The organism is Brevibacterium sp. RIT 803 (assembly GCF_016892625.1).
In the GTDB taxonomy this organism is placed as follows: domain Bacteria; phylum Actinomycetota; class Actinomycetes; order Actinomycetales; family Brevibacteriaceae; genus Brevibacterium.
This window is the reverse complement of the sequence record NZ_JAFEMW010000003.1, coordinates 93,074-119,188: the sequence shown is the minus strand read 5'-3', so window position 1 is coordinate 119,188 and position 26,115 is coordinate 93,074. Positions and strand designations below refer to the sequence as shown.

Genomic DNA, 26,115 nt, shown 5'->3' with positions numbered 1-26,115 from the left:
CGCGAAGAATTTCTCCATGAGCATTCCAGAGACTGTGACGGCTGTCTCGGTTGCGTTCATAGTGTTCATGGCCGCGATCACATCGTCGACTATTGTGGGGCTGTACGACATCACGAAACGAAGGGAATGCTCATGAGACTCGATACAGCACTTCTGCGCGCCGTTCCCGGTGCGTTCATCCTCAACTCCGGCATCGGCAAACTCGGCCTCGATGAGGAATCCGCCGCCGGCCTGCAGCAGATGGCCGCCAATGGTGTCCCGTTCGTTGAAGAGATGACTCCCGCTCAGTTCGGGAAGTTCCTGTCCTATGGTGAGATCGCCGTCGGTGCCGCACTGCTGCTGCCCTTCGTGCCCACCCGCATCGCCGGAGCCGCTCTGACGACGTTCTCCGCCGGGCTCGTCGCGAACTACTTCGCGATCGACTCCATGACCCAGGACGACGGCATCCGCCCCTCCGAGTCCGGCACTGCCGTGGCCAAGGACACCTGGCTGGCCGCGATCGGACTGGCCCTGATGTTCACGACCGGAGACAAGAAAAAGAAGAAACTCAAGAAGAAGTAGGTGTCAAGGTCGTCGTCATCGACGAAGGGGCAGTTGGGCAGTGAACGCATCGGGGACGCTCGGCCGTACCCGGCACCGGCGGCGCAGCGGCACGTTGGCGCGCAGGCTCTTCTTCGTGCAGCTGGCGCTCATCGCCGTCGTCTGTGTCGCACTGTCCATCACCAGCTACGTCTCGACGCTGGGCTCTGCCCGGCAGGCGACCTCGGAGCGGGTGCTCTCCATCGCCGAGACCCTGGCCCATGACCCCTTCGTCATCTCCTCGGTGGAGGATGCCGATGCCTCGGCGAAGCTCCAGCCCTATGCGCTGACCGTCATCGACACCGCCGAGGTCGACTTCGTGACGATCATGGACCGCGACCGCACCCGCTACACGCACCCCGACCCCCAGCAGCTGGGCAAGGACTATATCGGCAGCATCGATCAGGCGCTGTCCGGTGAGAGCCAGGTCGAGGAGTACGAGGGCACGCTGGGGGAGTCGGTGCGCGCGATCGTGCCCGTCACCGACGCATCCGGCGAGGTCACAGCCATGGTTGCGGTCGGGGTGACGCTGAAGACCCTGTCGGTGGCCCGGGCTGCCGCACTGCCGCAGATCATCATCGTCGGCCTCGCCGCGATCGGTCTCGGTGGGTTGGGCTCCTGGATACTCAGCCGCTATCTGCGCCGAGTCACCCTCGGCTACGGCCCCGAGCAGCTCAAATCCCTGTTCGCGTTCTACGACTCCGCGCTGCATTCGCTGCGAGAGGGCCTCATCCTCGTCGACGATGATGGGCAGCTGGTCCTCTACAACGATGAGGCCGCTGAGCTGCTGGGTCTACCGGAGCCCGATGACCGCACTCCCATCCCCCTCGCCGAGGTGGCCCTGCCTCAGTCCGTGTCATCGTTGTTGTCGTCGGGTCGGGATGCCGTCGATGAGATCCACCTGACCCGTGACCGGGTGCTCGTGGTCAACCAGAAGCAGGCGAGCCAGCCCGATCGTGGAGGGGTCAGCGGGGGCGGTGCTGGTTCTGGGGGAACAGTGGCAACTCTGCGCGATCGTACGGACATTCAGGAACTCACCGGTGAACTCGAGACGATGCGGACCCTGTCCGAGGCGCTGCGGGCCCAGACTCATGAACATTCGAACCGTCTGCATACCGTGGCGACGTTGATTGAACTGGGGCGTTCGCGGGAGGCCTTGGACTTCGCGGTTCGGGATCAGCAGGAGTCCCAACGGCTGACCGATTCGTTCGTCGATTCCCTTGACGAGCCATTTATTACGGCACTGATGATCGGCAAGGCCGCCCAGGCTCACGAGCGCGGGATCGAGCTGACCGTCACCGCTGTCGGTGAGCTTCCGCCGAGCAGCCTGGACGCTCGCGACCTGGTCACCGTGGCCGGCAACCTCCTCGACAACGCCTTCGATGCTGCAGCGGACTCTGAAGAGCGACATGTGTGGGCGGACTTCGTCGCCGCCGACGGTGAGCTCATCATCACGGTTGCGGACTCGGGGCCGGGTATCGACACGGAGGAGATCGACGCGATCTTCCATCTCGGCACCTCTGCGAAGGCGGCGCCGGCTGGATCCGGTGGGCGCGGGTTCGGATTGGTGCTGGTGCGCCAGGCTGTGACGAGACTCGGCGGAGATCTCGAGGTCGAATCCGACGGGGGAGCGATCTTCACGGTGACATTGCCGCTGACTGCCGATAGCCTCGGCGAGGGTAGCAACGATGCCGGGAACGAACAGGGAGGAGGCGATGATGGCCGATGAACGCGAACTGCGGGTGCTCATCGTCGAAGACGACCCGATGACAGCCGAGGCTCACGCGGACTTCGTGCGCCGGGTGCCCGGATTCGTCGTCGCCGGCACCTGCCTGTCCGGTCACGATGCGCTCGAGAAGTTCGAGGCTTTCGGAGTGAGTGGGGATCCGGTCGACATCGTGCTGCTGGACATGAATCTCACCGATTCGCACGGGCTCGACGTGGCCAAGCGGATGAACGCTAGAGGCTACGGTGCCGACATCATCGCGATCACTGCGGTGCGCCACCTGCAGGTCATCCGGTCCGCGATCTCGAGCGGGGTGACGCAGTATCTGATCAAACCGTTCACCTTCACCATCTTCCGCGAGAAGCTGGAGAACCAGCGGGACTTCCGCCTCAACCTCGACGGTGCCGGCGCCGGTTCCTTGGCCACGCAGGCCTCGGTGGACAACGCGCTCAGCGCCCTGCGTTCGGTCTCCTCAGGCCGTTTGCCCAAGGGGTTGATCGAGGAGACTCTGACAGCGATCTCTGGTGTCGTGCGGGATGCTTCCTCGGCGGTATCAGCGACCGAGGTTGCAACGGCCTTGGATCTTTCACGCGTGACGGTGCGCCGGTATCTGGAGCATCTGGTGAAGACGAAGCAGGCGGTCAAGCAGCCACGACATGGGACGCCGGGCCGGCCCGAGTATGAGTACCGGTGGGTGTGAAGAGCTTGGGGTCTGTGCGGTGGGAAGCTAGCCGGCTGACGTTGATGAGTCAGTGGCAGTAATACCACGAGTCGAAGTCATGGCAGTGGATTCCCTCGTCGTCGTTTGAGGCAGTCGCCGTGTCGTCGGAGCCAGTCTCTTCCTCACCCGAGTTTGACGTCTCGCTGGGGCTGGGCGATTCCTCCCCAGGCTCGGATTCGTCATCGTGCGATGCCGACTCGTCACCCGGGTTGGGCTCAACGTCCGGATTGGGCTCTTCTGTGGACGCCTCGCCGGTATCATCGTTCGAGCGTCCGGCTGAGTCTGTCTCGCTGGTTGCCTTGCTGTGAGTGGCGTCGGTCGGTTCTTCGGAAGGCGCAGCCGGTTCTTCGTCATCGGCGGGTGATTCCTGCGGCCTGTCTGCAGCGCTGTCTGATTCCGGACCAGGCTGCGGCAAGGGTGCCGCGTTCGGCTCTGGATGAACTTCATTGGAGTCCGCTGCATGGTCATCGGCATTCCCAGATTGCGGTGGCTGCTCTGACTCCGTCGGAGGAACGTCGACAGGTTTCCCGGGACTTGACGGGTCACGAGGAGATGCCTGTGCTGAGGGCTTGTCGTGCTGCGGACCGTGATTCTTGCTCTGTGCGGCTGAAGGTCGCGGCTCCGGATCTCCGTCGTCTCGAACAGGTTCGGTCGTCGGAGTGGAAGTGGTCGCTGGAACGTCTGAATGACCGGCGGCGGACGGCGTTTGCGGGGCAGAATCGTTCTGTATCGCGACGATGCCGGCTGCGGTTGCGACAATGGTCACGGCGGCGGCGATGCAGGCGAGAGTGATCTTGATACTGGCAGTGCCCACGGCGAGACTGCCCACACCGGAGCCGGAAGCGCCTGCACCCACGCCAGTCGTGGTGTCTGCCGAGGCTGCTGTTACCCAGGGTCCGACATTCGTCCCTGTCCCTGTTCCCACTGCTCCTGTTCCTTCGCCTGAGGACGATCCAAGCACCGGGCTCCATATACTTCCGTCTGCTGCGGGCACTGCACTGGTGGGGAAATGCTCGATCTTGATGAGCGCGGCCGCAATCACCACAGGGGTTATCCACGCTTGGAAAGTTGTATTGAGGTCTCGGAGTCTGGCTACCTGTGGGTCGCAGTCCTTGCACTGGCTCAGGTGGGCTTCGAGGGAATTCACTCGTCTCGAGCCCAGCCGACCTCGAACATAACTTGCGAGATCAGCCGAGTACTCTGCGCACTCTGGGCGACTCGGCGCGACATACTCCTGCAGATAAGCCACACGAAGTCCTTCTCGGGCACGACGTAGGAGCGAATTGAAGGAATTCGGCGACAGCTCCATCGACTCCGCCGCCGCAGAGACCGGGACCCCGTCGATGTCGATCATCGTGATCGCAGACTGCCACGAGTCAGGCAGAGTTTTGAACGCTCGGCCCAGCTGATCGCGTTCTGTCACCTCGTTGGCGTAGTCGAGCAATTCTGGGCCTGCGAGAAAGCTCAGCACGTCGGGCTCAACGGCGGTGGTCGCACGAGTCGTGGCCTTACGTCTGTACGATTCGGAACGCACCGCGGCCATGAGATAGGGCTTGAACGAGTCATTGGGCCCGGCACCGTTTCCCCAGGCCTGCCAGATTTTGGTGAACGCCTCGGAGACTGAGTCCTCTGCTCGGCTGCGATCTCGATTAAGCCGCAGAGCCACATGAAGTGCAGGCAACCTGTGCCGGGCGTAGAGCTCTCCGAAGGCCGCCCGACCAGCCGGCGAATTCGGAGAACTCTGCCGGATCTGCGCGCACAGTTCGGAGTCACTGCGCTGAGTAGTGTCGGACGAGTGCTCGAAAGAGGAGCCAAGGTCGTGGCGTGGGGAAGACCACGCCTCGCTCATGCGTGCCACTCGAGATTGGCAGGGTCAGGGTACGTCTGTCGAACCGACATGTTGGAGACCTCGAAGAAATGGGGATAACAGTACGGGGTACATCAGGGGTGATGAGACTCTACAGGACTACTCCTGTGTCAAACAAGAATCTGTTCGACGCCGACCGATCCGAAAGGATTCGGCAGCGAGGTTCTGTATCGAAGAAGAAAAACTTCTCACTCGCGAACGAAAGCAATTGCTCGTGGGTCTCAGTTAATGAAGAGGCAAAGAATCACCCGCCGCTTCACTGTCGAGACGGCGGCTGGGATGCGGCTCGCCTCGACAACCCCCTCTGAGTCTTGAACTCATTCCCAGTGAGGTCCTGCAGGTTTAGGTGCCTGCAGGACCTCACAACTGACTGGTCCGTGCTTTTCCACTGCCGGTGTCCGATCGTTTCGGTGGCGTTGTCCAGAACGCTTCCGGTTTCGGAGACTGGGTGGTTCCCATGAAGGAGTACCCTTTTGTTCATACGACGTCACTTGCGAAGGCATGGTGCGACGATACTGGCGGCATCTGTTCTTGCCTCATCAGCGCTGTTCGGCTTTTCGGCTGTGCCTGCCCAGGCTGCAGTCGAACCGTTGCCTAATCCCTCATTGCCCGAAAAATGTGGTCTGGACATCAGCGTCGTTCTCGACCTGTCGAATTCATTGTCCGACTCTGATGTCATCGACTCGAAAGAGGCCGCGAAAGCTGTCTCAAGTGGTCTTTCAGGCACGCCAAGCAGAGTGTCCGTCAATACCTTTGCGACGTTCGGACCAGATGGCACCAACGAACCGATTGCCAGCAGCTCTGTTTCAACCTCCGAATCCGTCGATTCTCTGAATCAGCGGATAGACGCGTTGCAACGCGTACCGCAGGACTCAGGTGGAACGAACTGGGATCGTGGGCTTGGCCAGCTTGACGGCAAGAGTCACGATCTGGTGCTTTTCGTGACTGATGGCAAACCCACAGCCTACGGAGAGCCTGGCTCCGAAAGGGGTAACAGCGATCGCGGTACGCGGACAGACCAGATCGATGTCGACAAGGCTGTGGAATCTTCGAACTCTCTGAAATCTCAGGGGTCCAAGGTTGTCGGTCTCGGTGTCGGGAGCGGAATCAACGAAGACAATATCAAGTTGGTTTCAGGCCCTGCGGCGAACGACGATTACTATGTCATCTCCGACTATTCAGAATTGACCAAACAGCTCCGTGAGATCGCTGCCAAGAGCTGTCGCGGCTCTCTCAACGTCACCAAGCTCATTGACCCAGGAGTTGGCGAACATGGCTCTGAGACGGCGAAATTCCGTGGCGAGGGCTGGACCATCTCCTCACCGGATTCGGTCGATGGAGTTGAAAAGCTGACTAACTCTGATGGCACCGTGAGTTTCAAGCTGAAGACACCCGCCGATGGTGTTCAGGCATTCGAAGAGCAGCAGGACGGTTATCGGCTGCAACAACAATCGGGAGCGAATGCCGTCTGCACCGCTGATGGGAGAGAAGTCGGAACGAAGAACATCGACAACGGGTTCGAACTGACAGAAACAGTCGACACGGATGCAATCATCTCGTGTCAGTTCGTCAATGAGCAGATCCCGGGTTCTCTGAGTTGGAAGAAGATCGATGAGAGCGGGGATGTCCTGGCCGGAGCAGAGTTCACCCTCACCGGTCCAGACGGGCACGACTTCGTCGTGGCCGACAACGGAGAACTCGATGTCAACGACACCGCTGGGCAGTTCGAAGTCACTGATCTCGCCTGGGGCGAGTACACGTTGCAGGAGACCCGGGCTCCTGACGGTTATGAAATCTCCGAAGAAACGCAGACGGTGGCAGTCAACGGTGACGATCTTGAACAGGTCTTCTCCGATGTCGTCAATGAGAAGTCAGAGACTGCTACGCCCGACTCCGATGCAAACATGAACGCATCGGCTGATCCAGAGGCCGACGCAGGCGATGATGCATCGGCGAATCCGGAAGCTGACGCAAGCACCTCAACTGACCCGGGCGCCGATGCCGGTGCGTCGTCTGATCCGGAGGCTGACGAGAACTCCTCCAATGACCCGAAAGCGGATGTCGATGCTTCTTCTGATCCAGGTGCGGAGTCGGATGCGAACGTAGCTGCTGACCCGGAGGCTGGCGTCGATGCCTCAACCGACCCCACCGGGAGCGATACGGGTTCGTCTGACCCGGGCATCGATGCCAGCGCGACGACTGATCAAGGTGCGGAAAGCGACGCTGCGACTGGTGCGGACCCGGCGAGTACTGCCGAAGCCGATTCGGATGCGAATCAGGACCCGACGAGTTCGTCGGGTTCGAGCGCGTCCGGATCTGCTGACGGTGCATCTGCCGAACGCTCTGCGTCGAGCGACGAGGAGTCCGATGAGGGAAGTGATGGCGGCCACCTGCCGAGAACCGGTGCAACCGGGGCCATGACGTTCGGCGGCCTGGGGCTGCTGCTTGTCATCGGTGGCATCATCACCGTCATTGTTTCGAAACGGCGGAGCACTCGTCAGGCATGATGTAGATGATTCTGAGTCGAACCCCGAAGGCGTCGTCAAAATCTCCGCTGGGAGATCCGGCGACGCCTTCGGGCATTCATCGACTCGGTGGGGAATCAGATGCGTTGGTCTGGGAAGCCGAGGCACACAGATGACGGAGACGGATCATCGTCTCGTCCGAATGGTCACGAACTCCGCGAGTACATCGCCACGATCTCGCGCTTGAGGATCTTCCCGCTCGGTCCCTTGGGCAGCTCCTCGACGAACTCGATGATCCGCGGAATCTTGTAGGCGGCCAGGTTCTCCCTGGCGAACTTCTCTACGTCTTCAGCGTCGAGGTGGGCTCCGGGGGATAGGGCGATGACAGCGGTGACCTGCTGCCCGTATTTCTCATCGGGGGTGCCGACTACGCTGGCCTGAGCGACTCCGGGGATCTCGTAGAGGACCTCTTCGACCTCACGCGGGTAGACGTTGTAGCCGCCGTGGATGATGAGGTCCTTGATCCGGTCGACGATGAATAGGTATCCGTCTTCATCCAGGTGGCCCAGATCGCCGGTGCGGAACCACCCCTCGTCATCGAGCACCTCGGCGGTGGCCTCAGGCTTCTTCCAATACCCGAGCATGACTGCCGGGCCGCGGAGGGCAACTTCGCCGACCTCACCTGCAGGAAGCGGTGATCCTTCCAGGTCGATGACCTTGACTTCGAAGCCAGGTGTGGGCAGGCCGACGCTTCCGACCTTCCTCGTCCCGAACAGCGGATTGAAGGTGCCCAGCCCCGCCGTCTCCGTCAGTCCGTATCCCTCTGCCACGGGTGCAGAGAATCGCGCTTCGACCTTGCGGAGCACCTCTCCGGCGATCGCCGCACCGCCGGAGCTGACGAGCCGCAGGTTCGGTGTCGCGGCACCATCAGCGTTCGTGAGCACCGACATCCACATGGTGGGCACGCCGGAGATGATGGAGACCTCGTCCTTCGCCAATGCATCGACGAAGGCCTGCGGATCCCACCGCGTGAAAAGCGTGAGAGGGGCACCGGCGCTCAGAGCGGGCAGGGCCATGTCGGCGAGCCCGAAGACGTGGAACAGTGGCAGGCCGGTGGCCGACCGGTCATCAGGGGAGGTCTGAGTCATCTCCTTGACGATGTCCGTGGTGGCGATGAAGTTACCCAGGGACAGCATGGCGCCCTTCGGCTTGCCGGTGGTGCCCGAGGTGTAGAGCAGAGCGGCCAGGTCGTCCCAGTCGAAGTCGACACGATCGAATTCGGCGACGCCGTCCTCTCTCAGCCGAAGGCTCGGCCCCTCGTTGCCGACCAACGGCAGGGTGTCGAAGTCGATGCCGCGGCCGTTCGCAGCGCTGCGTCCGGCCTCGGCCATGGCTGGGTGGGCCACAAGACGCCCTGCATCCGAATCTTCGAGGATGTAGTCCAGCTCCCGGGTCGTCGAGAGCGGATTGACGGCGACGGTCGCAAGTCCGGCGGCGTGGGCGCCGAAGAATTCGATGAGGAACTCCGGGCACGATGGGGCGATGAGCACCGTCCGATCGCCCGGGAGAAGACCGGAGGCACGGCAGCGATCGCGTGCGGCTTCGATCTCGCCGAGGAAGCGCAGATGAGACAGCGAGACCCGGTCCGGGCCAGGGGGAGTGCGCACTGAAATGGAGTCCGGGATCGTCTGCGCCCAGGGGATGAGCAGATCGATGATTGACGTGCGCAGGGTCGCGGCCATGAGACTCCTTTGGATCACGACGGTGCAGGAGTGGACCCGTGCCGGGTCCGGCGCCCATCATCGCCGCTCTGTTTACTTGAAACTGAGTGCGGGTTCAACTATAGATGGATGTGGCCCTGCACACAATGAGGTGGGGCATTGTGCTGAAGGGGGAAGTCGATGGAGCTCAAAGGACGGAACGCGGTAGTCACCGGCGCGGCCGGAGGGATCGGTGCCGCGATCGCAGCGGCCCTGCATGAACGCGGGGCGCGAGTGCTCCTCGCTGACCTCGCCGAGGAGGTCGCCGACACCGCGGCAACGCTGGGGCAGCCGCATTGGACGGGGGATGTGTCCTCGGCAGAGGGCGTGACCGGGCTGCTCGCCGCCGCCGAAGTCGAACTGGGGCAGGTTGATCTCTACTTCGCCAATGCCGGGATCACCGGAGCCACCGGTCTCGGCGGCGAGGACGACTGGGACCGAGTCATCGACGTCAATCTGCGGGCCCACATCCGCGCCGCCGAACGACTCGTCCCCGAGTGGACGGGGCGCGGGGAAGGATATTTCGTCGCCACCGCCTCGGCGGCGGGGCTGCTTACTCAGATCGGACAGGCAGGATACTCGGTGACCAAGCACGCCGCGCTCGCCTTCGCCGAATGGCTGTCCGTGACCTATGGCGACGAGGGTCTGCGCGTGTCCGTGCTCGCCCCGATGGGTGTGAACACGAAGATCCTGTGGGGTGAGGATCCCAAGGCGATCACCGGGGATGCGCTGACCGGACAGCGAGCAGTCGCCGAGGCGGGCAACGTCCTCGAGCCGGCAGACGTCGCCACCACCGTCATGGCCGCCATCGAGGCTGAGACCTTCCTCATCCTGCCCCACCCCGAAGTCCTCGACATGTACCGCATGAAGGGCTCGGACTACGACAGGTGGCTGCGCGGCATGCGCCGCTACCAGGCGAAGCTGCAGGGGCACTGATGAGCTGAACGCCACTGCGGAAATGATTGAGCGGCAGGGATCCGTCCCTGCCGCTCAATCTGCGTCTGAGACCTCAGTCTCCTATGCTGTTGGCGTGCAGGTGCTCGCCGGGAACGGCCGTCGGGGACTGCCTGACCGCCTTGGGGTTGGTCTCTCTCAGAGCGATGGCACAGCCGATGGTGATGAACGCCGTGGCGCAGACGAAGAGCGCGATGCCCACGGTCGAACCATCCATCTTCGCGATCAGCCAAGTCATCACGATGGGCGTCGATCCCGACACGATGATCGCATTGAGCTGATAGGCCAGTGACACCGAGGAGAAGCGGATCTGCGGTGCGAACAGCTCGCCGAAATACGAGGCGACCGGAGCATAGACGAGTGACTGGAATACGGCAGCCACGCTGACCGCGATCGTGAACATGGCCATGTTGGCTGCGTTGATGAGAGCGAAGTAGGGGAAGGCCCAGATGAGGATCCCGACTCCGCCGATGATGATGACCGGTCGACGTCCGATCCGATCGGCCAGCCTGCCGCCGAGGAGAGTCACTGGGATCGCGACGACGGTGGAGAGCATGGCTGCGATGAGCATGCTGTTGTAATCCATGCCCAGGTACGTCGTGCCGTAGGACAGGGCGCCGGCGATCGTGATGTAGAAGACGCAGTTCGTGGCCGACAGTGTGCCGGAGGCGAGCAGGATCGTCTTCCAGTTCGACTTCACTGCCTGCCACAGCGGTGCACGCACGACAGCGGGTTTGTGTGCCGAGACTTCCGAGACTTCGCGTTTGAGCGCTTCGAACTCGGGGGAGTCCTCGATCTTGAGCTGGATGTACATGACGACCGGCACGAGGAGTGCTGTGGCCCAGAACGGCACCCGCCATCCCCACGAGATGAAGGCTTCATGGCTGATGGACGTGGAGACGATGACGAAGACGAGATTGCCCAACAGCGCTCCACAGGGGACTCCCACCTGCATGAAGGAACCCGAGAACGCCCGATGTTTGGGCCCGGCTGATTCGCTGAGCAGAAGCGCAAGGCCACCCCACTGCGCCCCGCAGGCGATACCTTGGAGGAACCGGCACGTCACGAGCAGGATCGGTGCCGTGAGGCCGATGGTCGCGGTTGCGGGCAGGCACCCGATGGCGAACGTGAAGATCGCCATTGCCAGCAATGAGATGACGACCATGGGTTTGCGGCCGAGCTTGTCCCCGTAGTTGCCCGCGAGCAGCCCGCCGAGCGGTCGGGCGATGAAGCCGGTGGCAAAGGTTGAGAACGACAGGAGTACGCCGTTGATGCCCTCCGCGTCCGGAAAGAACACGTGCGGGAAGACGAGTGCCGCGGCGGTGCCGTAGAGGAAGAAGTCGTACCACTCGATCGATGAGCCGATGAGTCCGGCCGCGCGGAGTCGGCCGTGCTTTCCGGCGTGGACCTTTGAGTCTCTGCGGCTGAGGTTCGCGGTGGAGTTTGGGGGCATGTGGCGTCCTTTGTTCGTTGAAGGCTGCTCGGTGGGTGATGTGTGTCGTGGTGATGTCCGTCGTGGCAGCGATGTCACTCGAAATAGCGGCGCGGGTTCTTCACCAGCATCGTGTCGATGTCGTACTCGCTCACGCCACGTTCGAGCAGAGTCGGAATGACCTCGTCGCTGATGTGACGGAAATGCCAGTTGGGCTGCGCTGTCTCCTTCTCCTCCTGCGTGAAGTAGTCGATATAGCACGACGCGTCATGGGCGAGAGTGATCTTCTCGGCATATCCGCGGCGGACGAGTTCGACGATTGTCTTCACGCGTTGCTCGGTCGGGAGATAGGCATCGATTCCGAAGCGATCCATTCCCAGGAAGGATCCGTTGTCCGCGATCGTCATCAGGTAGTCGATATCGGTCGAATCCCCGGAGTGCCCGATGACCACTTTGCTCAGATCCGCGCCCTCCTCCTTGAGGACTCTCTGTGCGACCAGGCCCGATTCGGTGCTCGGGTTCGTGTGGACCGTGATGGGCGCACCGGTCTGCGCGCTCGCCTGACCGACGGCGCGCATCGTGCGTTCGACTCCAGGAGTGAGGCCGGGCGTTTCGATGGCGCACTTGAGGAACGCCGCCTTGACTCCTGTGTCTGCGATGCCGGTCTCGATATCAGCGATGAAGAGACCGACGAGCGGCTCCGGCTCATCGATGAGCAGCCCCGGGCCGTGGTGATCGAATTTATGCGGCAGATCATTGAATGTGTAGAGTCCCGTGGCCACGACGATGTTGAGATCGATCTGCTCCGCCACTTTCTGAACCCGGGGGATGTAGCGTCCGAGTCCGACGACGGTTGGGTCGAAGATCGTGTCGATGCCTGCGGCCTTGAGATCATTGAGCTTCGCCACGGCGTCGGCGATCTTCTCCTCCTCGTCCCACCCCATGTCGTAGTTCTGCCGCATCTCCTCGTTGACGATGAAGATGTGCTCGTGGACGAGGGTCCTGCCGAGGCTGCTGCTGTCGATGGGACCGGTGACAGTCTGCACTTGTGCCATAGGTGCTGCTCCTTCGCATACGTGGCTCGACCGTGCACCAGATGCCACCGCCACTTGAAGTGATGCGGCTCACACGGCTACTCTTACGTTATCGAATATGAACTCAATTTCAAGTGTGGCTTGGCACCCACAGAGAGGCAGACCATGACAACTCCCATTCGCCCCACCTCGATCGCCGACCTCGAGGCACTCGTCGGCCAAGAGCTCGGCCCGACCGGCTGGCATGTGCTGGTCCAAGACGACATCAACTCCTTCGCCGATCTGACGAATGATCATCAGTGGATCCACGTCGACGAGGAGCGGGCGGCAGCAGGACCGTTTGCCGGAACCATCGGCCACGGCCTGTTCACACTCTCCCTTGGCCCGGCTTTCATGGAGGAGCTGATGGCCTTCGACGGTTTCGCTCACAGCCTCAACTACGGGTACGGGAAGGTCCGTTTCCCGAACCCCCGTCCAGTGGACTCACGAGTTCGCATGCATGCCACCGTCACCGAGGTGGAGCGAAAGAAGACCGGGTCCGCCCAGATCACGACGACTCAGGTCTTCGAAGCCGAAGGCATCGACAAGCCCGTGTGCGTGGCCGAATCGATCGGCTTCTTCACCGAACATGGCGCAGAAGTCTGACACCCGAGTCTCTCCACACGACTGAAGGAATCCGCATGAACATGTCAACACTCTTCAACCTCGAAGGCCGCTGTGCGCTCATCACCGGCGGCTCACGCGGCATCGGCCGAATGATCGCCGAAGGCTTCGTCCAACTCGGCGTGCGCGTCTACATCACCGCACGCAAGGCCGAGGAATGCGACGCAGCGGCAGCTGAGATGTCTGAGAAGGGGACCTGCACCTCCATCCCCGGCGACATCTCCACCCCGGAGGGACTCGACGCCGTCGTCTCGCGACTGCGAGAGTATGAGTCGAGCCTGGACATCCTCGTCAACAACGCCGGGGCCGCCTGGGGTGCACCCTTCGACGAGTTCCCGGAACACGGCTGGGACAAGGTCATGGACCTCAACCTCAAATCCATGTTCTTCCTCACCCAGAAACTCGCCCCCGAGCTGCGTGCAGCCGCCGCCGGTGGAGACCACCTCGCCAAGGTCATCAACATCGCCTCGATCGACGGCATCAGGACGAACCCGAACGAGACGTACAGCTACCACGCGAGCAAGGCCGGAGTCATCCACCTGACCAAACGCCTGGCGGCGCGGCTGGCGCCCGAAGGCGTGATCGTCAGCGGCATCGCGCCCGGCGCGTTCCCCTCGCGGATGAACAAAGACGCTCGCGACAACGGCGACGAGGTGCAGCAGCGCATCCCCGCCGGGCGCATCGGCGGACCCGAGGACATGGCAGGAGCCGCGACCTTCCTCGCCTCGCGCGCCGGTGACTACGTCGTCGGCGAAACCATCGTCGTCGACGGCGGCGTCGTCGCATCAACAGGGATCTGAGGCGGCGAAAACCCGCCGCTGGCACTCTCCGCCCCGCAGACATTCCGCCCCTCAGACACAGAGAAACAGGAAGAGCAGACACCATGAAGGCAGTACAGCTCAACGCAACAGACGGACCGGGCTCACTCGCGCTCGCCGACGTCGACACCCCCTCGGCAGGACAGGGCACAGTCCTCATCGACGTCGCCTACGCGGGAGTGACATTCCCCGAACTGCTGCAATCGCGCGGGCAGTATCAGATGAAGCCGCCTCTGCCCTACACCATGGGTTCGGAGGTCGCTGGAACCGTGCGTGACGTGGGAGAAGGGGTCACCGGCTTCGCCGTCGGCGACCGGGTCGTCGGCGTCGCGGGCACCGGAGCGTACGCAGAGGTCATGGCCGTTCCCGCCTCAAGCGTCCTACCGCTGCCGGAGACCGTCTCGCTGCAAGCCGGAGCCGGAATGCCGATGAACCTCCTCACGGCAGACTTCGCACTTCGTGTGCGAGGGCGGCTCGAAGCAGGACAGAGCGTCCTCATCCACGGTGCAGCCGGCGGCCTCGGCAGTGCACTGGTGCAGGTCGCACTGGCCTACGGGGCGGAAGTCATCGCCGTCGTCTCCACTCAGGAGAAGGCGGAGACGGTGACTCAGCTCGGCGCCCAGCATGTCGTCCTCGCCGACGGGTTCAAGGACTCCGTCAAGGAGATCTTCCCGCGCGGAGTCGACCTCGTCGCCGACCCCGTCGGCGGAGATCGCTTCACCGATTCCCTGCGCTGCCTCTCACCGTTCGGCACCCTCCTGGTCCTCGGCTTCACGGCTGGTTCCATCCCGGAGGTCAAGGTCAACCGCTTGCTGCTCAACAATGTCTCCGTCGCCGGAGTCGGCTGGGGTGCTGCTGTGGCCGTGCGCCCGGGGATGGTGGCCGAGCAATGGGAATCGCTGTGGCCCCATCTGTCCACCGGTGATCTCAACCCGGCCGTCCACACTGTCCTGCCGTTGGAGAAGGCAGGCGAAGCACTCGAGATCATCGACTCTCGCTCCGTGCGGGGCAAGGTGCTCCTCGAGGTCAACGGTGAGGCCGATGACGGCGCCGCCGCCGCGCAATGACCAGCCGCCTCGGCGCCTTCGATACACGTCGCACCACTCAACAGAACTGATCAGAAAGCAGGAACCATGAACTTCGCACCCGATGAGAAGACCCGCGAATACCAAGACAAACTCAACGCCTTCATGGACGAATTCGTCTACCCGGCAGAGTCGGTCTACCACCAGCAGCGTGCGGAATCCGGAGATCCGAACTTCCACCCGCCGATCCTCGACGACCTCAAACGTGAGGCGAAGAGCCAAGGATTGTGGAACCTGTTCCTGCCCTACGAGGGATGGGGCGCAGGACTGACGAATGTGCAGTACGCCCACCTCGCTGAGATCACAGGCCGAAGCCCGGAGATCGCGCCCGAAGCCATCAACTGCAATGCCCCGGATACGGGAAACATGGAAGTGCTCACCCTCTTCGGGACCGACGAGCACAAGGAGAAGTGGCTCAAGCCCCTGCTGGCGGGTGAGATCGCCTCAGCCTTCTGCATGACAGAGCCGGCTGTAGCCAGCTCCGATGCGACGAACATCGAAATGAGCATCGCCTCCGACGGTGATGACTACGTGCTCAACGGTCGGAAGTGGTTCGCCTCGAATGCGCTTCACGCCAACTGCAAGGTCTTCATCGTCATGGGCAAGACCGACCCCAGCGCCGAGACCCACCGCCAGCAGTCGATGCTGGTCGTGCCCAAGGACACTCCGGGAATCACGATTGTCCGCGGACTGCCTGTGTTCGGGTACATGGACCGCGAAGGTCACGCCGAAATCCTCTTCGAAGACGTGCGGGTGCCCAAGTCCGCACTGCTCTCCGGCGAAGGCGAAGGCTTCGCCATCAGCCAGGCGCGATTGGGTCCCGGCCGCATCCACCACTGCATGCGGTCGATCGGTATGGCAGAACGCTCCCTCGACCTGCTCATCGACCGGGCTCAACAGCGGGTGACCTTCGGGCAGCCAGTTGCCGAGCGGGCCAACATCCAAGAGTGGATCGCCGAGGCGCGCATCGAGATCGAAGCCACCCGCCTCCTCGTGCTCAAGGCGGCATGGATGATGGACACCGTGGGCAACAGGGAAGCGGCGACGGAGATCGCGGCCATCAAGGTCAAAGCACCCGAGATGGCGCTGACGATCGTCGACCGCGCCATCCAGGTCCACGGCGGCGGTGGCGTCACCGACGACTTCCCGCTGGCAGGCTTCTACGCTCACCTGCGCACCCTGCGACTGGCCGACGGACCCGACGAGGTGCACAAGCGCTCGATCGCCCGGCGAGAGCTGCGCCGGCGAAAGAATGCTCGGGAAGCCGGATGAGCGTCGAGCTCAACCTGGAAGCGCTCTCCGCCTGGATGCGCGACATCGGCGAACCGGTCACCGGAGAGCTGAGCGGTACCAGGGTCGGCCAAGGGCAATCGAACCTCACCTACCGCATCGACGATGAGGCAGGACATTCCTGGATTGCCCGCCGGCCCCCGCTGGGCCGGCTGCTCGCCTCGGCGCACGACGTCGAACGTGAGTACCGGATCATGTCGGCGCTGCAGGGAACCGGAGTGCCGGTCCCGACCACCATCGGCGTGTGCACCGATGGTGGTGTCGCCGACGTCCCCGTCTTCCTCATGGAACACGTCGAGGGAACGGTCGTCGATGATGAGGAGACCACACGGGCACTGAGTCCAGAGGCGCGGCGCAGGCTCGGCCTCGACCTGGCACGGACGCTGGCGAAGGTCCACGCCGTCGACATCGATGCTGTGGGACTGGGCGAGCTGGCCTCGCGGAAGCCCTACGCGCCGAGGCAGCTCAAACGGTGGACTCGGCAGCTGGAGGAGAGCCGAACCCAGGAGCGGCCTGATCTCGACGCCCTCAGCCAGCTGCTCATGGACCATCAGCCCGAATCGGACGAGATCGGGCTGGTCCACGGTGACTTCCACGTCCGCAACGTCATCATCGATGAGCGCAGCGGGGAGATCCGTGCAGTTCTCGACTGGGAGCTCTCGACCCTGGGGGATCCGCTGGCGGATACCGGCAGTGCGCTCGCCTACTGGACTCAGGCAGGTGAGATGCCCTGCGGAATGTTCGCCGCATCGATGGTCGAGGGCTTTCCGACTCGAGCCGAGATGACCGCGGAATATCTGCAGGCGTCCGGGCGCAGCGGGCAGAGCCTGGGCTTCTGGCACGTGCTCGGCGTCTGGAAGGTCGCCATCATCGCCGAAGGTGTCTATCGCAGGGTTCTCGACAACCCCGCCAACGCCGCCGGCTTCACCCCGACGCCGGAGAACATCCAAGCGCTCATCGACCACGGCTGGGATGTCGCCAGAGAGAACGGGTTGGCATCATGAGGCGCTCGACGCCAGCTGCCGGCGACACAGCGGATCGTATGATGGGCTGATGATGTCGAAGAACGAAGAACACGGTGAGAATCCGCCTGCACACGGCGGTGCGGCACCGAAGCGTGACCTCCCGACGACCGCGCGTGGACTGCGCACTCGCGCCTCCCTCGTCGCCGCTGCCCGTGCCGTGTTCGAGCGCGACGGCTTCATCGATTCGCGTCTGACGGACATCACGAAGGAAGCCCAGTGTTCAACGGGTACCTTCTACACCTACTTCGACAGCAAAGAAGAGGCACTGGCCGCGGTTCTGCAGGAGGCCCAGGAGGACATGCTCCATCCTGGTCCTCCGCAGGAGCATCATGAGAATCGCACCGTCGTGGAGTCGCTCGAGGCCGGTAATCGGGCCTACATCGAGGCGTACAAGCGCAATGCCAGGCTGATGCTCCTGCTGGAGCAGGTCGCATCGGTCGATCCGGAGTTCCGGCAGCTGCGCCTCAATCGCGGGCAGGCCTTCGCCAAGCGCAACAGCAAGTGGGTCAAGAAGCTTCAGGATGAAGGCTTCGCCGATCCGAGTCTTGACCCGGTCATGTCGGCAAGCGCACTGTCGCTCATGGTCGGGCGCATGGCCTACTACAAATACGCATTGGACGAACCGGACTGGGGCTCGGACGACCTCCTGGTGGAGACCGCGACAAAGCTGTGGGTCAACGCACTGGGCATTCCCGCCGACGGTTCCCGTCGCGCCGAGGGGTCTCCATGACATCGTCAGCGACACCTGCCGCCAGCGCTGGCGCTCCGTTCGACAACGCTTCGGTGGCCGCTCGCCTGCTCGAACTGCCGTTCGTTGAGAATGCGCGAGCGCTGACGGTGAGCACCTCGGGCGGGGAGTTCGCCGGTTTCAAGGCGACACCGGCCCGTCCAGATCCGCGGCTGGGAGATGCGCTGCTGCTGCACGGGTGGCCCGAATACGCCTCCTGCTGGGAGAAGACAGCCGGGCTGCTCCTGGAACAGGGGATGAGCGTGTTCGCCTATGACCAGCGGGGATATTCGCCGGGCGCGCGCCCGGAATCTGTTGACGAGTACACAATGCCCCATCTGGTCGCGGATCTCGACGAGATCTCACGCTCGGTGGGACTGGGCCGCTTCCACCTTGTCGGTCACGACTGGGGTGGGATGGTCGCGTGGCATTACGCTGCGAACCATCCAGAGCGTCTGCTGACGAACACCGTCGTCTCGACTCCACATCCGATCGCCCATGCCAAGCAGGTGCAGGCGGACCCCGACCAGTACGAGCGCATGGAATACATGCGCGCGATCCAGGACCATCCGGACGGAGTTGCCCGCACTCTGCTGCGCAACAACGCAGAGAGGCTCATCGCTCTCTACGCTGGTGACGTCCCTGATGACATGGCGGCCTCCTACGCAGCGCGCTTGAGCGAGCCTGGAGCAATGGACTCGGTGCTCAAGTACTACCAGGCCGCGGATGGCCGTGCTCGATTGTCGAGCACTCCAGTCATCGTTCCGACGACCTTCGTGTGGGGCAGTGAAGATATCGCCTTCCCGCGTGCCACTGCGGAGCTGACAGTCGAGTATGTCGAAGGCCCATACCGATTCGTCCCCCTCGAAGGCGCATCCCATTGGCTACCGGAATCGCACCCCGCTGAGATTGCGCGTGAGGCCATCGCTGTGGCGCGAGAACACTCGTCTTCATAGGTGCAGGCAGGGCAGGTGCCGATCGAAGGTGTCCGCGCCGCGAGTGCCAGATAGTCATTGCGATAGCACCCAATCGGCGACCGCATACAGCGCGTCGATTTCGGTGGGCAGATGCTCGTCGTCAGAGGGCAGTGCCTGTGCGATCGAGAGCCCGTTGACGAAGGTGAAGAGGATACGAGCTCGTCGAGCGTTGTCACCCGGTTGCAATGCGCCTTCGTCTTCGAGGGTATTCAGGCAGTATTCGATGCGGCGGTGAAGCTCTCGTTCGCTGGCCAGAAACTGTGCCCTGGCGCCTTCGGAGGGTTCGTTTGCGATGTAACGGTCGAAGGTCTCACGCCACGCTTCTCGCGGATCGGCTCCGGCCGATACGAGAAGTCGTTGCAGGCATGCCACGAGTCTCTCCCGTGCAGGTATTGACGTGTCGTGCATCGCGTCGGCGGGAATGATCAGGTCATACACCCGAGCGATCACCTCGTCCATCAGCGCACGTTTGGTGGGGAAGTGGTGTTGGAGCGACCCCGTGCTGACTCCGGCCCGCTTGGCAACTGCCCGCACGCTCATCATCGCTCCGGGCTCTTCTCCGAGCATCGTCGCGGCAGCCCACAGGATTTTGTCTCTGCTGCTGATGCCCTCTGGTGGCTGAAGTTCCATCATCCCCCTTCCATTACGCCGTATTAGTAGTTTACGCTAGTGACCATCAAGTCACCAATACACTGTATTGCCCGAGGGGGTATTCTGGTGGTCACCGTGGAAGGAATCTCATGACGACGTCAAGCAGGCCTGTCTGGCTTCTCAGCCCTGAGGGGAAGCCGAGGGACTTCTCTGCAATTCCCAGAGGAGTGGAGTATCACCGAGTCTTCACCGGCAGCCATCGGCGCATAGGACGCGGCATCCTTGCGATCGTGCTGCTGCTGGCAGGACTGGTCTTCTTCTCCCTCGGCACCAACTGGTTCAGCGCCGTCATCGACACGGGGCTGGGAAACAGTCCATCCGACTACACGCCTGCCCGGCACGCCGGAAGCATGATCGGCCTTGCCCTTCTCATCCCGTGGAGCATGCTCATCCAGCGCTGGCTCTACGGAAAGCCCACAGGGTCGCTGCACTCCGTGTCCTCGCGGTTCCGATTCGACCTGCTTGGAAAATCGCTTCTGGTGTTCGGTCCCGCGTGGCTCATCGTCAACGCCATCGGCTTTCTGGGACCAGTTGAAGAAGTCCCCTGGTCGCACGCGGATCTCATCGCAATGTTCCTCTTCACCTTCCTCCTGACTCCGCTGCAGGCGGCGGGCGAGGAATACGGCTTCCGCGGATTGGTCTTCCGCATCCTCGGGAGCTGGACGCACAGCCGGCGCCTCGGGCTGATCATCGGAATCGTCGTCACCAGCGCGGCATTCACCGCTATGCACGGATCCACCGATCCGTACATCATCACCTGGTATCTGACTCTGTTCACCTGCCTGTCCATCATCACGTGGCGCACGGGTGGGTTGGAGATCGCAATCGTCCTCCACGCCTTGCTCAACACCCTGAGCTTCCTTGCGGCCTTCTATCTGCGGATTGACTTCGGAGCGGCCATCGGAGACCGATCCGCCGGTGTCGGCACGCCGTATCAGCTTCTTCCCGCCCTCGTCATGGTGGTCATCACGGCGATCATCTGGTGGTGGACACGCAAGTCAGGCCCAGCTCTCACCCCAAATGATGGGTTCCAACGCGGAGACGAGGAGTGAGACGTCAACTCCAGCGATGCCGATGTGCGGGATATGCTCACTGTCTGACCCCATCCTCTGCCCTCGATGTGTCACTGCAGCAGGCCAGGGCGAAGCAGACGTGAGGAGAGATGAGCAAGATGCGTGCGGTAGTCCAGAACGAATTCGGCGGGCCGGAAGTCCTCACCTTGATCCACGACGCACCGATCCCCGAACCCATTCCCACCGAGGTTCAGGTGCGCGTCTGCCATGCGGGAGTTAACCCGGTCGACGGAAAGACTCGTGGCGGAGCATCTGTGGCAAAGCTCATGGGCGCATTCCCCATCACCCTCGGGTGGGATATCGCAGGCGAGGTCTCCGCCCTGGGCAATGGGGTGAATCGTTTCGCTGTCGGTGATCGCGTCTTCGGGATGCCCCGTTTTCCCTACCCGGCCAACGGGTATGCCGAATTTGTGACCTCACCGTCTCGCCACCTTGTACGCATTCCCGATTCTCTGGATTTCGCGACTGCAGCGTCGATCCCTCTGCCTGCCACAACGGCGTACCAGATCGTGCACGAAGCCGCGGACGTGCGCAGAGGACAGAGCGTGCTCGTCCTCGGCGGTGGCGGCACCGTCGGCACCTATGTTGTGCAGATGGCGAAGAAGCTGGGCGCGACTGTCATCGGTCACGCAACGGGAGAGAAGCGCAAGCATCTCGAGTCTCTCGGTGTGAACCGGGTGATCGACTACGCGAGTGAAGAGTTCGACGACCCCAACCTCGGCGGCGGAGGAATCAGTGATGTCGACGTCGTCATCGACCTCATCGGTGGGGAGTTCGCCCTTCGCGCAGTTCCACTGACCAAACCCGACGGGATCGTCGTCGGAGTGCCCTCGGGGCAGCAGCAAGGCCTCGACGCGGCTGCCGCACAGGCGGGCGTCCGCTGGACGAACGTCATCGTCGAACCGGATCATGTTGCGCTCGAATATGTCGCTGAGCTCATCGAGACCGGGGGGCTTCAGGTGCCTGCTCCGGCCATGGCCCCGCTCGAGGACGTTGTGGCCGTTCACCGGCAGATGGACGACGGCCACCTGCCGAAGACAGTGCTGACGATATGACCGCTTGACGGTCACACCTCCACGGTTCGATCGTGGCGTGCCACACTGATCCCATGACGGACGTGAATGCGATGTCTTCGACGGAGAAGATCGAACGCGGTGCCACCGCCGTGCACAAGGTGGGTCTGCAGGGGGCAGCGATCGATGCGCTCCCGGCAGAAGCTGTTCCTGCGACTCGGGCAGAGGCCTACGCGATGCAGACCCGCTCTGCCGAGTTGGAAGGGCAACCCACCCGAGGGTGGAAGATCGCGGCGACGAGCGAGGCCGGGCAACGGCATATCAATGTCGCGGGCCCGCTGGGTGGTCGCGTGCTCGCCGACCGCGTCCAAGGAGACGGGGAGGCCGTGTCGCTGAGCGGCAACTCGATGTGCCTGGCCGAGCCGGAGTTCGTATTCGTCCTCGGCACGGCGCTGCCTCCGCGCACAGACATTTACACCCTCGACGAGGTGATGGAGGCGGTGGCTGCGCTGCACTTCGGCATCGAACTGCCAAGTTCCCGCTTCACCGATGTCACCACAGCCGGTGCACTGCAGATGATCGCCGACAACGCCTGCGGACATCGTTTCGTGCTGGGACCCGCGGCGAAGAAGACCTGGACCTCGCGCGATCTGGCTGAGGTGTCGATGACCGCCGACGTCGAGGGCCCATCGAGGCCCCGAACCATTGAGGGAGTAGGCAGAAACGTTCTCGGTGACCCAGCCGCAGCGCTGACCTGGCTGGTCAATGAGCTCTCCGCCGTCGACATCGGTCTGGCTGCGGGGGATTTCATCACTACGGGCACGTGCAGCGAACCCATCCCAGTTGAACCGGGTGATTCTTTGTCCGCGAGGTTCGACGGTCTGGGTGTTGTCACCTGCACGTTCGTGGCCTGAACCGAGGACCTACCGCTGAGAGCCTCAGGCCGCGAACACACCCGGGGTCGTTCCTAAGGTCCGGCGGAAGTGCCGGGTGAGATGGGACTGGTCGTGGAAGCCTGACTGGGCGGCCGCCTCGGCGGGGGAGAATCCGGACAGGAGAAGCCTGCGTGCGCGGTCCACGCGACGGCCGATGACGTACTGGTGCGGGGCGATCCCGTAAGTCTGGGTGAACACCCGAACCAGGTGACTGCGGTGGGAACCTAAGTCAGCGGCCGCCTCGGTGATGGTGAAGGTCTCGTCCAGGCGATCATCGAGCAGGTAGCGCAGACGACGAGCAAGTGGCTTGTCGGAAGCCGTGTCGACTGGTGATTTCAGGTGCGGCTGCACGAGGTCACGCAGCGCAAGGACTCCACACTCGGCTGCGAGGACATCGGCCGGGTCATTCAACGCGGCATGGATCTGGCCGACCGTCGAGGTGACGCCCGGGTCGACGAGCATCGGTGTCTGCGCTGCGGCATCGACGGCGTCCAGTGGCAGCCATTCGGGTTCGAGGTAGAGCACACGCTTGCGAAACGGGACATCAGGAGTCGCCGAGCGACCATCGTGGGGCACCTGGGGCGGCAGCAGCGTCACCGTCGAGTTCGTCGTCTGGTGCTCGTGCCGGTCCAGATCATAGGTGACGGTGCCCTGATCGACGAGCAGAACCGTCCATGAATCATGAGTGTGAGACGGATAGGCATGACGTTCGAACTGTGCGTGGAGCACCTCCTGCACCAGGGGCACATCCGGGTGCCACGCGTGGATCACATCAGCCATGTCACAAACGTACAAGACCCACCTGGGGAATTGAACAAGAGTGGGAGCATGCACGAAAACACGAACACAGCAGAGACAGTCGCAGGCACCACCGATGCGGTCAGTCCCGCCAGCACCGAGGTGGTCCGCTTCGACACGAAGGTCGTCGTGGTCCTGCGCGATGATCTGCTGCCCTGGCAAGAGCTCAACGTCACCGCGTTCCTCATGTCCGGCATCGCGACCAGCGAACCGAACCTGGTGGGGGAGAGCTACCGAGATGCCGACGGCAACGACTATCTTCCGATGCTGCGCCAGCCAGTCCTCGTCATGACCGCCGGCGCCGAGGTGCTGGCCACGGCTCGGACGAAGGCGCTGGGCCGCGGGATACCGATGGCTGTGTACACGCAGGAACTGTTCTCGACCGGCCACGATGCCGCCAACCGTGAGGCTGTGGCTGCGGTCGCGGCCGATGATCTCAACTTAGTCGGCATTGCTCTGCGCGGGCCGAAGAATGCGGTGGATCGGTTGGTGAAAGGCGCGCGGATGCACGGGTGATCTCAATCCGCAGGTTCCCGGCTCTCAGGCGAAATGCTCTGCAAACGGGAAATAGCCGAACTCTTGGTTCTCCAGAGCTCCCGTGACTTCGGCGCCGAGGCTGTTCCTGACATGGGTGCGGACGAGATCGGCGGCTGCGATTCCATCGCCGGCAATGACCAGTTCGAGGATCTGGTGGTGCTGATTCTGATCGATGGTGCGAGGCTTGGCGCCAGCGGGAAGCTCGAGGCCTATGCGTCTGTACCGATCGGATTTGTCCCATAGGTCGTCTAAGAGCTTGACCATCACGTCATTGTGCGAGGCGACGTAGATGGACCGATGGAAGGCCCTGTGCGCACCGATGGCTTCCTCCCCCCAGTCCCGAGTCACAGGCAGCAGGTTGTCGGCCGCGGCCTTCATTGCGGCAATGTCCCTCTCGGTTCTGCGTTTGGCGGCCAATTCGGTGGCTGATGGTTCCAGCGAGTAGCGGACCTCCAGCAGATGACGGGCCTCGGATGCGCTCATCGGGGCGACGCGTGCGTCCCGATGGGCATCTATTGTGAGCCAGTCTTCGCTCGCCAACCGTCGGATTGCTTCACGAAGTGGGGTGATGCTCATCCCCAGGTTCGCTGCGAGTTCATACTGCGACAAGCGCGACCCAGGAGCGAGCTCGCCTGATGTGATCCGGCGCCGAAGCTCCGCGTACGCCTGCGAACCTTTGCTCGGCATTACGCCAGCGCCATTCATGGTGACCCCATTCCCAAGAAAAGGCCCTTTCGGCCTTGTACCGCTCGTCCGGCCAGTGTACGGTATAACCATCTTATAAGAGTCTTATAAGATCCTAATCCGAAGAAGGAGGACCATGAGGATTGTCTCTGCTCATGCGGGCACCATTCCGATCAGTTCGTCGATGCGCAATGCCTACATTGATTTCAGCAAGATGGACTGCACGATCCTGGCGCTTGTCAGCGATGTCATTGTCGACGGCAAGCCGGTGGTCGGCTACGGCTTCAACTCGAACGGTCGGTACAACGCCACTGCCATATTGAACGACCGCATCCTGCCACGACTCGAAAACGCATCGATTGACGAGATCACCGACGACGGCGAGCTCTCCCCAGCTAAGGCGTGGGACATCATGATGGCCAACGAGAAGCCGGGCGGTCACGGTGAACGTTCTGTCGCGGTGGGCGTTGCCGATATGGCACTCCACGACCTGGCCGCCAAGATCGCTGGAGTTCCTCTGTACCGTTGGATCTCCGACCACTACGGTGATGGCAATCCCGACGATGACGTCTTCGTCTATGCAGCTGGTGGCTATTACGCCCCCGGCAAGACGCTGAACGACCTGCAGGACGAGATGCGAGGCTTCCTGGCTTCCGGCTATGAGAACGTCAAGATGAAAATCGGTGGTGCCGACCTCGCCGAAGACCTCGAGCGCATCGAAGCCGTCATTGACGTACTCGACGGGGATGGCTCGCGGCTCATGGTCGATGTCAACGGCAAGTTCGACCTCCACACCGCGCTCGAATACGGCAAAGCCATCGACCAGTACAACCTGTTCTGGTACGAGGAAGTAGGCGATCCACTCGATTACGGACTCAATGCAACTTTGTCGGAGAACTACCGCAATCCCATTGCCACCGGTGAGAACCTCTTCTCTGTCCAAGACGCTCGCAACTTGATTCGATACGGGGGCATGCGTGCCGACCGTGACTACATCCAAGTGGACCCCGCTCTGAGCTATGGCCTGACAGAGTACAGGCGTGTCCTCGACATGCTCTCCCAACACGGGTGGTCATCGCGCCGTTGCATCCCGCACGGCGGTCACCAGTTCTCACTGCACATTGCCGCCGCGCTCAAACTCGGCGGCAACGAATCATATCCCGGGGAATTCCAGCCCACGGGCGGATTCACCGACGACGCTGTCATCTCCCAAGGCCGAGTATCACCCGGAGACCTGCCGGGCATCGGGCTGGAAGGAAAGGCCGCGTTCTACGAGGTGCTGCGGAACCTGCACACCTGAT

General features: G+C 62.6%; 24 protein-coding genes and 1 pseudogene. 17 read left to right on the top strand and 8 right to left on the bottom strand.

The annotated features are described in order from the left end of the window. Nucleotides 1–132 precede the first annotated feature (132 nt). The 3 genes from JTF07_RS10990 to JTF07_RS10980 are packed head-to-tail and all read left to right on the top strand — an operon-like array spanning nucleotide 133 to nucleotide 3,005. Complete coding sequence (locus JTF07_RS10990; RefSeq protein WP_502710964.1) at nucleotides 133–561, top strand: hypothetical protein; 429 nt, start codon at nucleotides 133–135, stop codon at nucleotides 559–561. Nucleotides 562–601: 40 nt separating this feature from the next. Further along, nucleotides 602–2,308 carry an ATP-binding protein gene (locus JTF07_RS10985; RefSeq protein WP_204234315.1) on the top strand — a complete coding sequence of 569 codons (1,707 nt, stop codon included), beginning with the start codon at nucleotides 602–604 and terminating at the stop codon, nucleotides 2,306–2,308. Beyond that, nucleotides 2,295–3,005, top strand: coding sequence for a response regulator (locus JTF07_RS10980; protein WP_204234314.1), 711 nt, complete (start codon nucleotides 2,295–2,297; stop codon nucleotides 3,003–3,005). The genes JTF07_RS10985 and JTF07_RS10980 overlap by 14 nt, the downstream gene beginning before the upstream one ends. 49 nt (nucleotides 3,006–3,054) lie before the next feature. Here the strand turns inward: JTF07_RS10980 and JTF07_RS10975 are convergent, their stop codons facing one another. Further along, nucleotides 3,055–4,875, bottom strand: a complete 1,821-nt coding sequence (locus tag JTF07_RS10975; RefSeq protein WP_204234313.1) for a sigma-70 family RNA polymerase sigma factor — start codon at nucleotides 4,873–4,875, stop codon at nucleotides 3,055–3,057. A gap of 581 nt (nucleotides 4,876–5,456) precedes the next feature. On the opposite strand from JTF07_RS10975, the gene JTF07_RS10970 reads away from it, so the two are divergent. Continuing rightward, nucleotides 5,457–7,400: a SpaA isopeptide-forming pilin-related protein gene (locus JTF07_RS10970; protein ID WP_353843937.1), complete on the top strand. Its 1,944-nt coding sequence runs from the start codon at nucleotides 5,457–5,459 to the stop codon at nucleotides 7,398–7,400. A 164-nt stretch (nucleotides 7,401–7,564) separates the two neighbouring features. Here JTF07_RS10970 and JTF07_RS10965 read toward each other — a convergent pair whose 3' ends face one another. Beyond that, entirely contained in the window at nucleotides 7,565–9,100 is a 1,536-nt protein-coding gene (locus JTF07_RS10965; RefSeq protein WP_204234311.1) for an AMP-binding protein, read from the bottom strand. A gap of 159 nt (nucleotides 9,101–9,259) precedes the next feature. Between JTF07_RS10965 and JTF07_RS10960 the strand changes: the two genes are divergently transcribed. Further along, a complete protein-coding gene (locus JTF07_RS10960; RefSeq protein ID WP_204234310.1) occupies nucleotides 9,260–10,054 on the top strand; it encodes an SDR family oxidoreductase in 795 nt (264 codons plus the stop codon). Nucleotides 10,055–10,127: 73 nt separating this feature from the next. Here the strand turns inward: JTF07_RS10960 and JTF07_RS10955 are convergent, their stop codons facing one another. Beyond that, nucleotides 10,128–11,525, bottom strand: a complete 1,398-nt coding sequence (locus JTF07_RS10955) for an MFS transporter (RefSeq protein ID WP_204234309.1) — start codon at nucleotides 11,523–11,525, stop codon at nucleotides 10,128–10,130. Between the two features lie 74 nt (nucleotides 11,526–11,599). After that, a complete protein-coding gene (locus JTF07_RS10950; protein WP_204234308.1) occupies nucleotides 11,600–12,559 on the bottom strand; it encodes a phosphotriesterase family protein in 960 nt (319 codons plus the stop codon). 144 nt (nucleotides 12,560–12,703) lie between these two features. Between JTF07_RS10950 and JTF07_RS10945 the strand changes: the two genes are divergently transcribed. The 7 genes from JTF07_RS10945 to JTF07_RS10915 all read left to right on the top strand — a co-directional run bounded on the left by JTF07_RS10945 (nucleotide 12,704) and on the right by JTF07_RS10915 (nucleotide 19,102). Next, the gene (locus JTF07_RS10945) at nucleotides 12,704–13,183 is read left to right on the top strand and encodes a MaoC family dehydratase (RefSeq protein WP_204234307.1); all 480 of its coding nucleotides are present in this window, start codon (nucleotides 12,704–12,706) and stop codon (nucleotides 13,181–13,183) included. Between the two features lie 35 nt (nucleotides 13,184–13,218). Further along, nucleotides 13,219–14,001 carry an SDR family oxidoreductase gene (locus tag JTF07_RS10940; RefSeq protein WP_204234306.1) on the top strand — a complete coding sequence of 261 codons (783 nt, stop codon included), beginning with the start codon at nucleotides 13,219–13,221 and terminating at the stop codon, nucleotides 13,999–14,001. Nucleotides 14,002–14,084: 83 nt separating this feature from the next. Further along, entirely contained in the window at nucleotides 14,085–15,086 is a 1,002-nt protein-coding gene (locus JTF07_RS10935; protein WP_204234305.1) for an NADPH:quinone oxidoreductase family protein, read from the top strand. A gap of 66 nt (nucleotides 15,087–15,152) precedes the next feature. Next, the gene (locus tag JTF07_RS10930; protein WP_204234304.1) at nucleotides 15,153–16,376 is read left to right on the top strand and encodes an acyl-CoA dehydrogenase family protein; all 1,224 of its coding nucleotides are present in this window, start codon (nucleotides 15,153–15,155) and stop codon (nucleotides 16,374–16,376) included. Continuing rightward, nucleotides 16,373–17,398, top strand: coding sequence for a phosphotransferase family protein (locus JTF07_RS10925; RefSeq protein ID WP_204234303.1), 1,026 nt, complete (start codon nucleotides 16,373–16,375; stop codon nucleotides 17,396–17,398). The genes JTF07_RS10930 and JTF07_RS10925 overlap by 4 nt, the downstream gene beginning before the upstream one ends. Before the next feature lie 49 nt (nucleotides 17,399–17,447). Then, the gene (locus tag JTF07_RS10920; RefSeq protein WP_204234302.1) at nucleotides 17,448–18,149 is read left to right on the top strand and encodes a TetR/AcrR family transcriptional regulator; all 702 of its coding nucleotides are present in this window, start codon (nucleotides 17,448–17,450) and stop codon (nucleotides 18,147–18,149) included. Beyond that, nucleotides 18,146–19,102, top strand: a complete 957-nt coding sequence (locus JTF07_RS10915) for an alpha/beta fold hydrolase (protein ID WP_204234301.1) — start codon at nucleotides 18,146–18,148, stop codon at nucleotides 19,100–19,102. The genes JTF07_RS10920 and JTF07_RS10915 overlap by 4 nt, the downstream gene beginning before the upstream one ends. A 54-nt stretch (nucleotides 19,103–19,156) precedes the next feature. On the opposite strand, the gene JTF07_RS10910 is transcribed toward JTF07_RS10915, so the two are convergent. After that, nucleotides 19,157–19,756, bottom strand: a complete 600-nt coding sequence (locus JTF07_RS10910; protein ID WP_252199745.1) for a TetR/AcrR family transcriptional regulator — start codon at nucleotides 19,754–19,756, stop codon at nucleotides 19,157–19,159. 107 nt (nucleotides 19,757–19,863) lie between these two features. Here JTF07_RS10910 and JTF07_RS10905 point away from each other — a divergent pair, with 107 nt between their 5' ends. The 3 genes from JTF07_RS10905 (at nucleotide 19,864) to JTF07_RS10895 (ending at nucleotide 22,774) form a co-directional block, all read left to right on the top strand. Continuing rightward, nucleotides 19,864–20,826 (top strand): CPBP family intramembrane glutamic endopeptidase, encoded by a 963-nt coding sequence (locus JTF07_RS10905; protein WP_213018799.1) that lies wholly within the window; start codon nucleotides 19,864–19,866, stop codon nucleotides 20,824–20,826. A 110-nt stretch (nucleotides 20,827–20,936) separates the two neighbouring features. Beyond that, nucleotides 20,937–21,902 carry an NADP-dependent oxidoreductase gene (locus tag JTF07_RS10900; protein ID WP_204234300.1) on the top strand — a complete coding sequence of 322 codons (966 nt, stop codon included), beginning with the start codon at nucleotides 20,937–20,939 and terminating at the stop codon, nucleotides 21,900–21,902. 53 nt (nucleotides 21,903–21,955) lie between these two features. Next, nucleotides 21,956–22,774, top strand: a complete 819-nt coding sequence (locus tag JTF07_RS10895) for a 2-keto-4-pentenoate hydratase (RefSeq protein WP_204234299.1) — start codon at nucleotides 21,956–21,958, stop codon at nucleotides 22,772–22,774. 24 nt (nucleotides 22,775–22,798) lie between these two features. Here the strand turns inward: JTF07_RS10895 and JTF07_RS10890 are convergent, their stop codons facing one another. Further along, complete coding sequence (locus tag JTF07_RS10890) at nucleotides 22,799–23,575, bottom strand: helix-turn-helix transcriptional regulator (protein WP_204234298.1); 777 nt, start codon at nucleotides 23,573–23,575, stop codon at nucleotides 22,799–22,801. A gap of 48 nt (nucleotides 23,576–23,623) precedes the next feature. Between JTF07_RS10890 and JTF07_RS10885 the strand changes: the two genes are divergently transcribed. Next, the gene (locus JTF07_RS10885; RefSeq protein ID WP_204234297.1) at nucleotides 23,624–24,109 is read left to right on the top strand and encodes a DUF2000 family protein; all 486 of its coding nucleotides are present in this window, start codon (nucleotides 23,624–23,626) and stop codon (nucleotides 24,107–24,109) included. A 24-nt stretch (nucleotides 24,110–24,133) separates the two neighbouring features. Here the strand turns inward: JTF07_RS10885 and JTF07_RS10880 are convergent, their stop codons facing one another. Continuing rightward, nucleotides 24,134–24,613: a FadR/GntR family transcriptional regulator gene (locus JTF07_RS10880; protein ID WP_252199784.1), complete on the bottom strand. Its 480-nt coding sequence runs from the start codon at nucleotides 24,611–24,613 to the stop codon at nucleotides 24,134–24,136. Nucleotides 24,614–24,652: 39 nt separating this feature from the next. Next, a pseudogene (locus JTF07_RS20355) lies at nucleotides 24,653–24,817 on the bottom strand (GntR family transcriptional regulator); the annotation flags it as partial. A 133-nt stretch (nucleotides 24,818–24,950) separates the two neighbouring features. Between JTF07_RS20355 and JTF07_RS10875 the strand changes: the two are divergent. Beyond that, nucleotides 24,951–26,114: an enolase C-terminal domain-like protein gene (locus tag JTF07_RS10875; protein ID WP_204234295.1), complete on the top strand. Its 1,164-nt coding sequence runs from the start codon at nucleotides 24,951–24,953 to the stop codon at nucleotides 26,112–26,114. The last annotated feature ends 1 nt before the right edge of the window (nucleotide 26,115 follow it).

Bases quoted from the DNA above. Each gene is read 5' to 3' on its own strand.
- JTF07_RS10935 (WP_204234305.1), top strand. From the start codon at position 14,085: ATGAAGGCAGTACAGCTCAACGCAACAGACGGACCGGGCTCACTCGCG.
- JTF07_RS10940 (WP_204234306.1), top strand. From the start codon at position 13,219: ATGAACATGTCAACACTCTTCAACCTCGAAGGCCGCTGTGCGCTCATC.
- JTF07_RS10910 (WP_252199745.1), bottom strand. From the start codon at position 19,756: ATGATGGAACTTCAGCCACCAGAGGGCATCAGCAGCAGAGACAAAATC.
- JTF07_RS10875 (WP_204234295.1), top strand. From the start codon at position 24,951: ATGAGGATTGTCTCTGCTCATGCGGGCACCATTCCGATCAGTTCGTCG.
- JTF07_RS10920 (WP_204234302.1), top strand. From the start codon at position 17,448: ATGATGTCGAAGAACGAAGAACACGGTGAGAATCCGCCTGCACACGGC.
- JTF07_RS10900 (WP_204234300.1), top strand. From the start codon at position 20,937: ATGAGCAAGATGCGTGCGGTAGTCCAGAACGAATTCGGCGGGCCGGAA.
- JTF07_RS10990 (WP_502710964.1), top strand. From the start codon at position 133: ATGAGACTCGATACAGCACTTCTGCGCGCCGTTCCCGGTGCGTTCATC.
- JTF07_RS10960 (WP_204234310.1), top strand. From the start codon at position 9,260: ATGGAGCTCAAAGGACGGAACGCGGTAGTCACCGGCGCGGCCGGAGGG.
- JTF07_RS10890 (WP_204234298.1), bottom strand. From the start codon at position 23,575: ATGGCTGATGTGATCCACGCGTGGCACCCGGATGTGCCCCTGGTGCAG.
- JTF07_RS10915 (WP_204234301.1), top strand. From the start codon at position 18,146: ATGACATCGTCAGCGACACCTGCCGCCAGCGCTGGCGCTCCGTTCGAC.
- JTF07_RS10880 (WP_252199784.1), bottom strand. From the start codon at position 24,613: ATGAGCGCATCCGAGGCCCGTCATCTGCTGGAGGTCCGCTACTCGCTG.
- JTF07_RS10895 (WP_204234299.1), top strand. From the start codon at position 21,956: ATGACGGACGTGAATGCGATGTCTTCGACGGAGAAGATCGAACGCGGT.
- JTF07_RS10975 (WP_204234313.1), bottom strand. From the start codon at position 4,875: ATGAGCGAGGCGTGGTCTTCCCCACGCCACGACCTTGGCTCCTCTTTC.
- JTF07_RS10965 (WP_204234311.1), bottom strand. From the start codon at position 9,100: ATGGCCGCGACCCTGCGCACGTCAATCATCGATCTGCTCATCCCCTGG.
- JTF07_RS10905 (WP_213018799.1), top strand. From the start codon at position 19,864: ATGACGACGTCAAGCAGGCCTGTCTGGCTTCTCAGCCCTGAGGGGAAG.
- JTF07_RS10885 (WP_204234297.1), top strand. From the start codon at position 23,624: ATGCACGAAAACACGAACACAGCAGAGACAGTCGCAGGCACCACCGAT.
- JTF07_RS10925 (WP_204234303.1), top strand. From the start codon at position 16,373: ATGAGCGTCGAGCTCAACCTGGAAGCGCTCTCCGCCTGGATGCGCGAC.
- JTF07_RS10930 (WP_204234304.1), top strand. From the start codon at position 15,153: ATGAACTTCGCACCCGATGAGAAGACCCGCGAATACCAAGACAAACTC.
- JTF07_RS10945 (WP_204234307.1), top strand. From the start codon at position 12,704: ATGACAACTCCCATTCGCCCCACCTCGATCGCCGACCTCGAGGCACTC.
- JTF07_RS10980 (WP_204234314.1), top strand. From the start codon at position 2,295: ATGATGGCCGATGAACGCGAACTGCGGGTGCTCATCGTCGAAGACGAC.
- JTF07_RS10950 (WP_204234308.1), bottom strand. From the start codon at position 12,559: ATGGCACAAGTGCAGACTGTCACCGGTCCCATCGACAGCAGCAGCCTC.
- JTF07_RS10955 (WP_204234309.1), bottom strand. From the start codon at position 11,525: ATGCCCCCAAACTCCACCGCGAACCTCAGCCGCAGAGACTCAAAGGTC.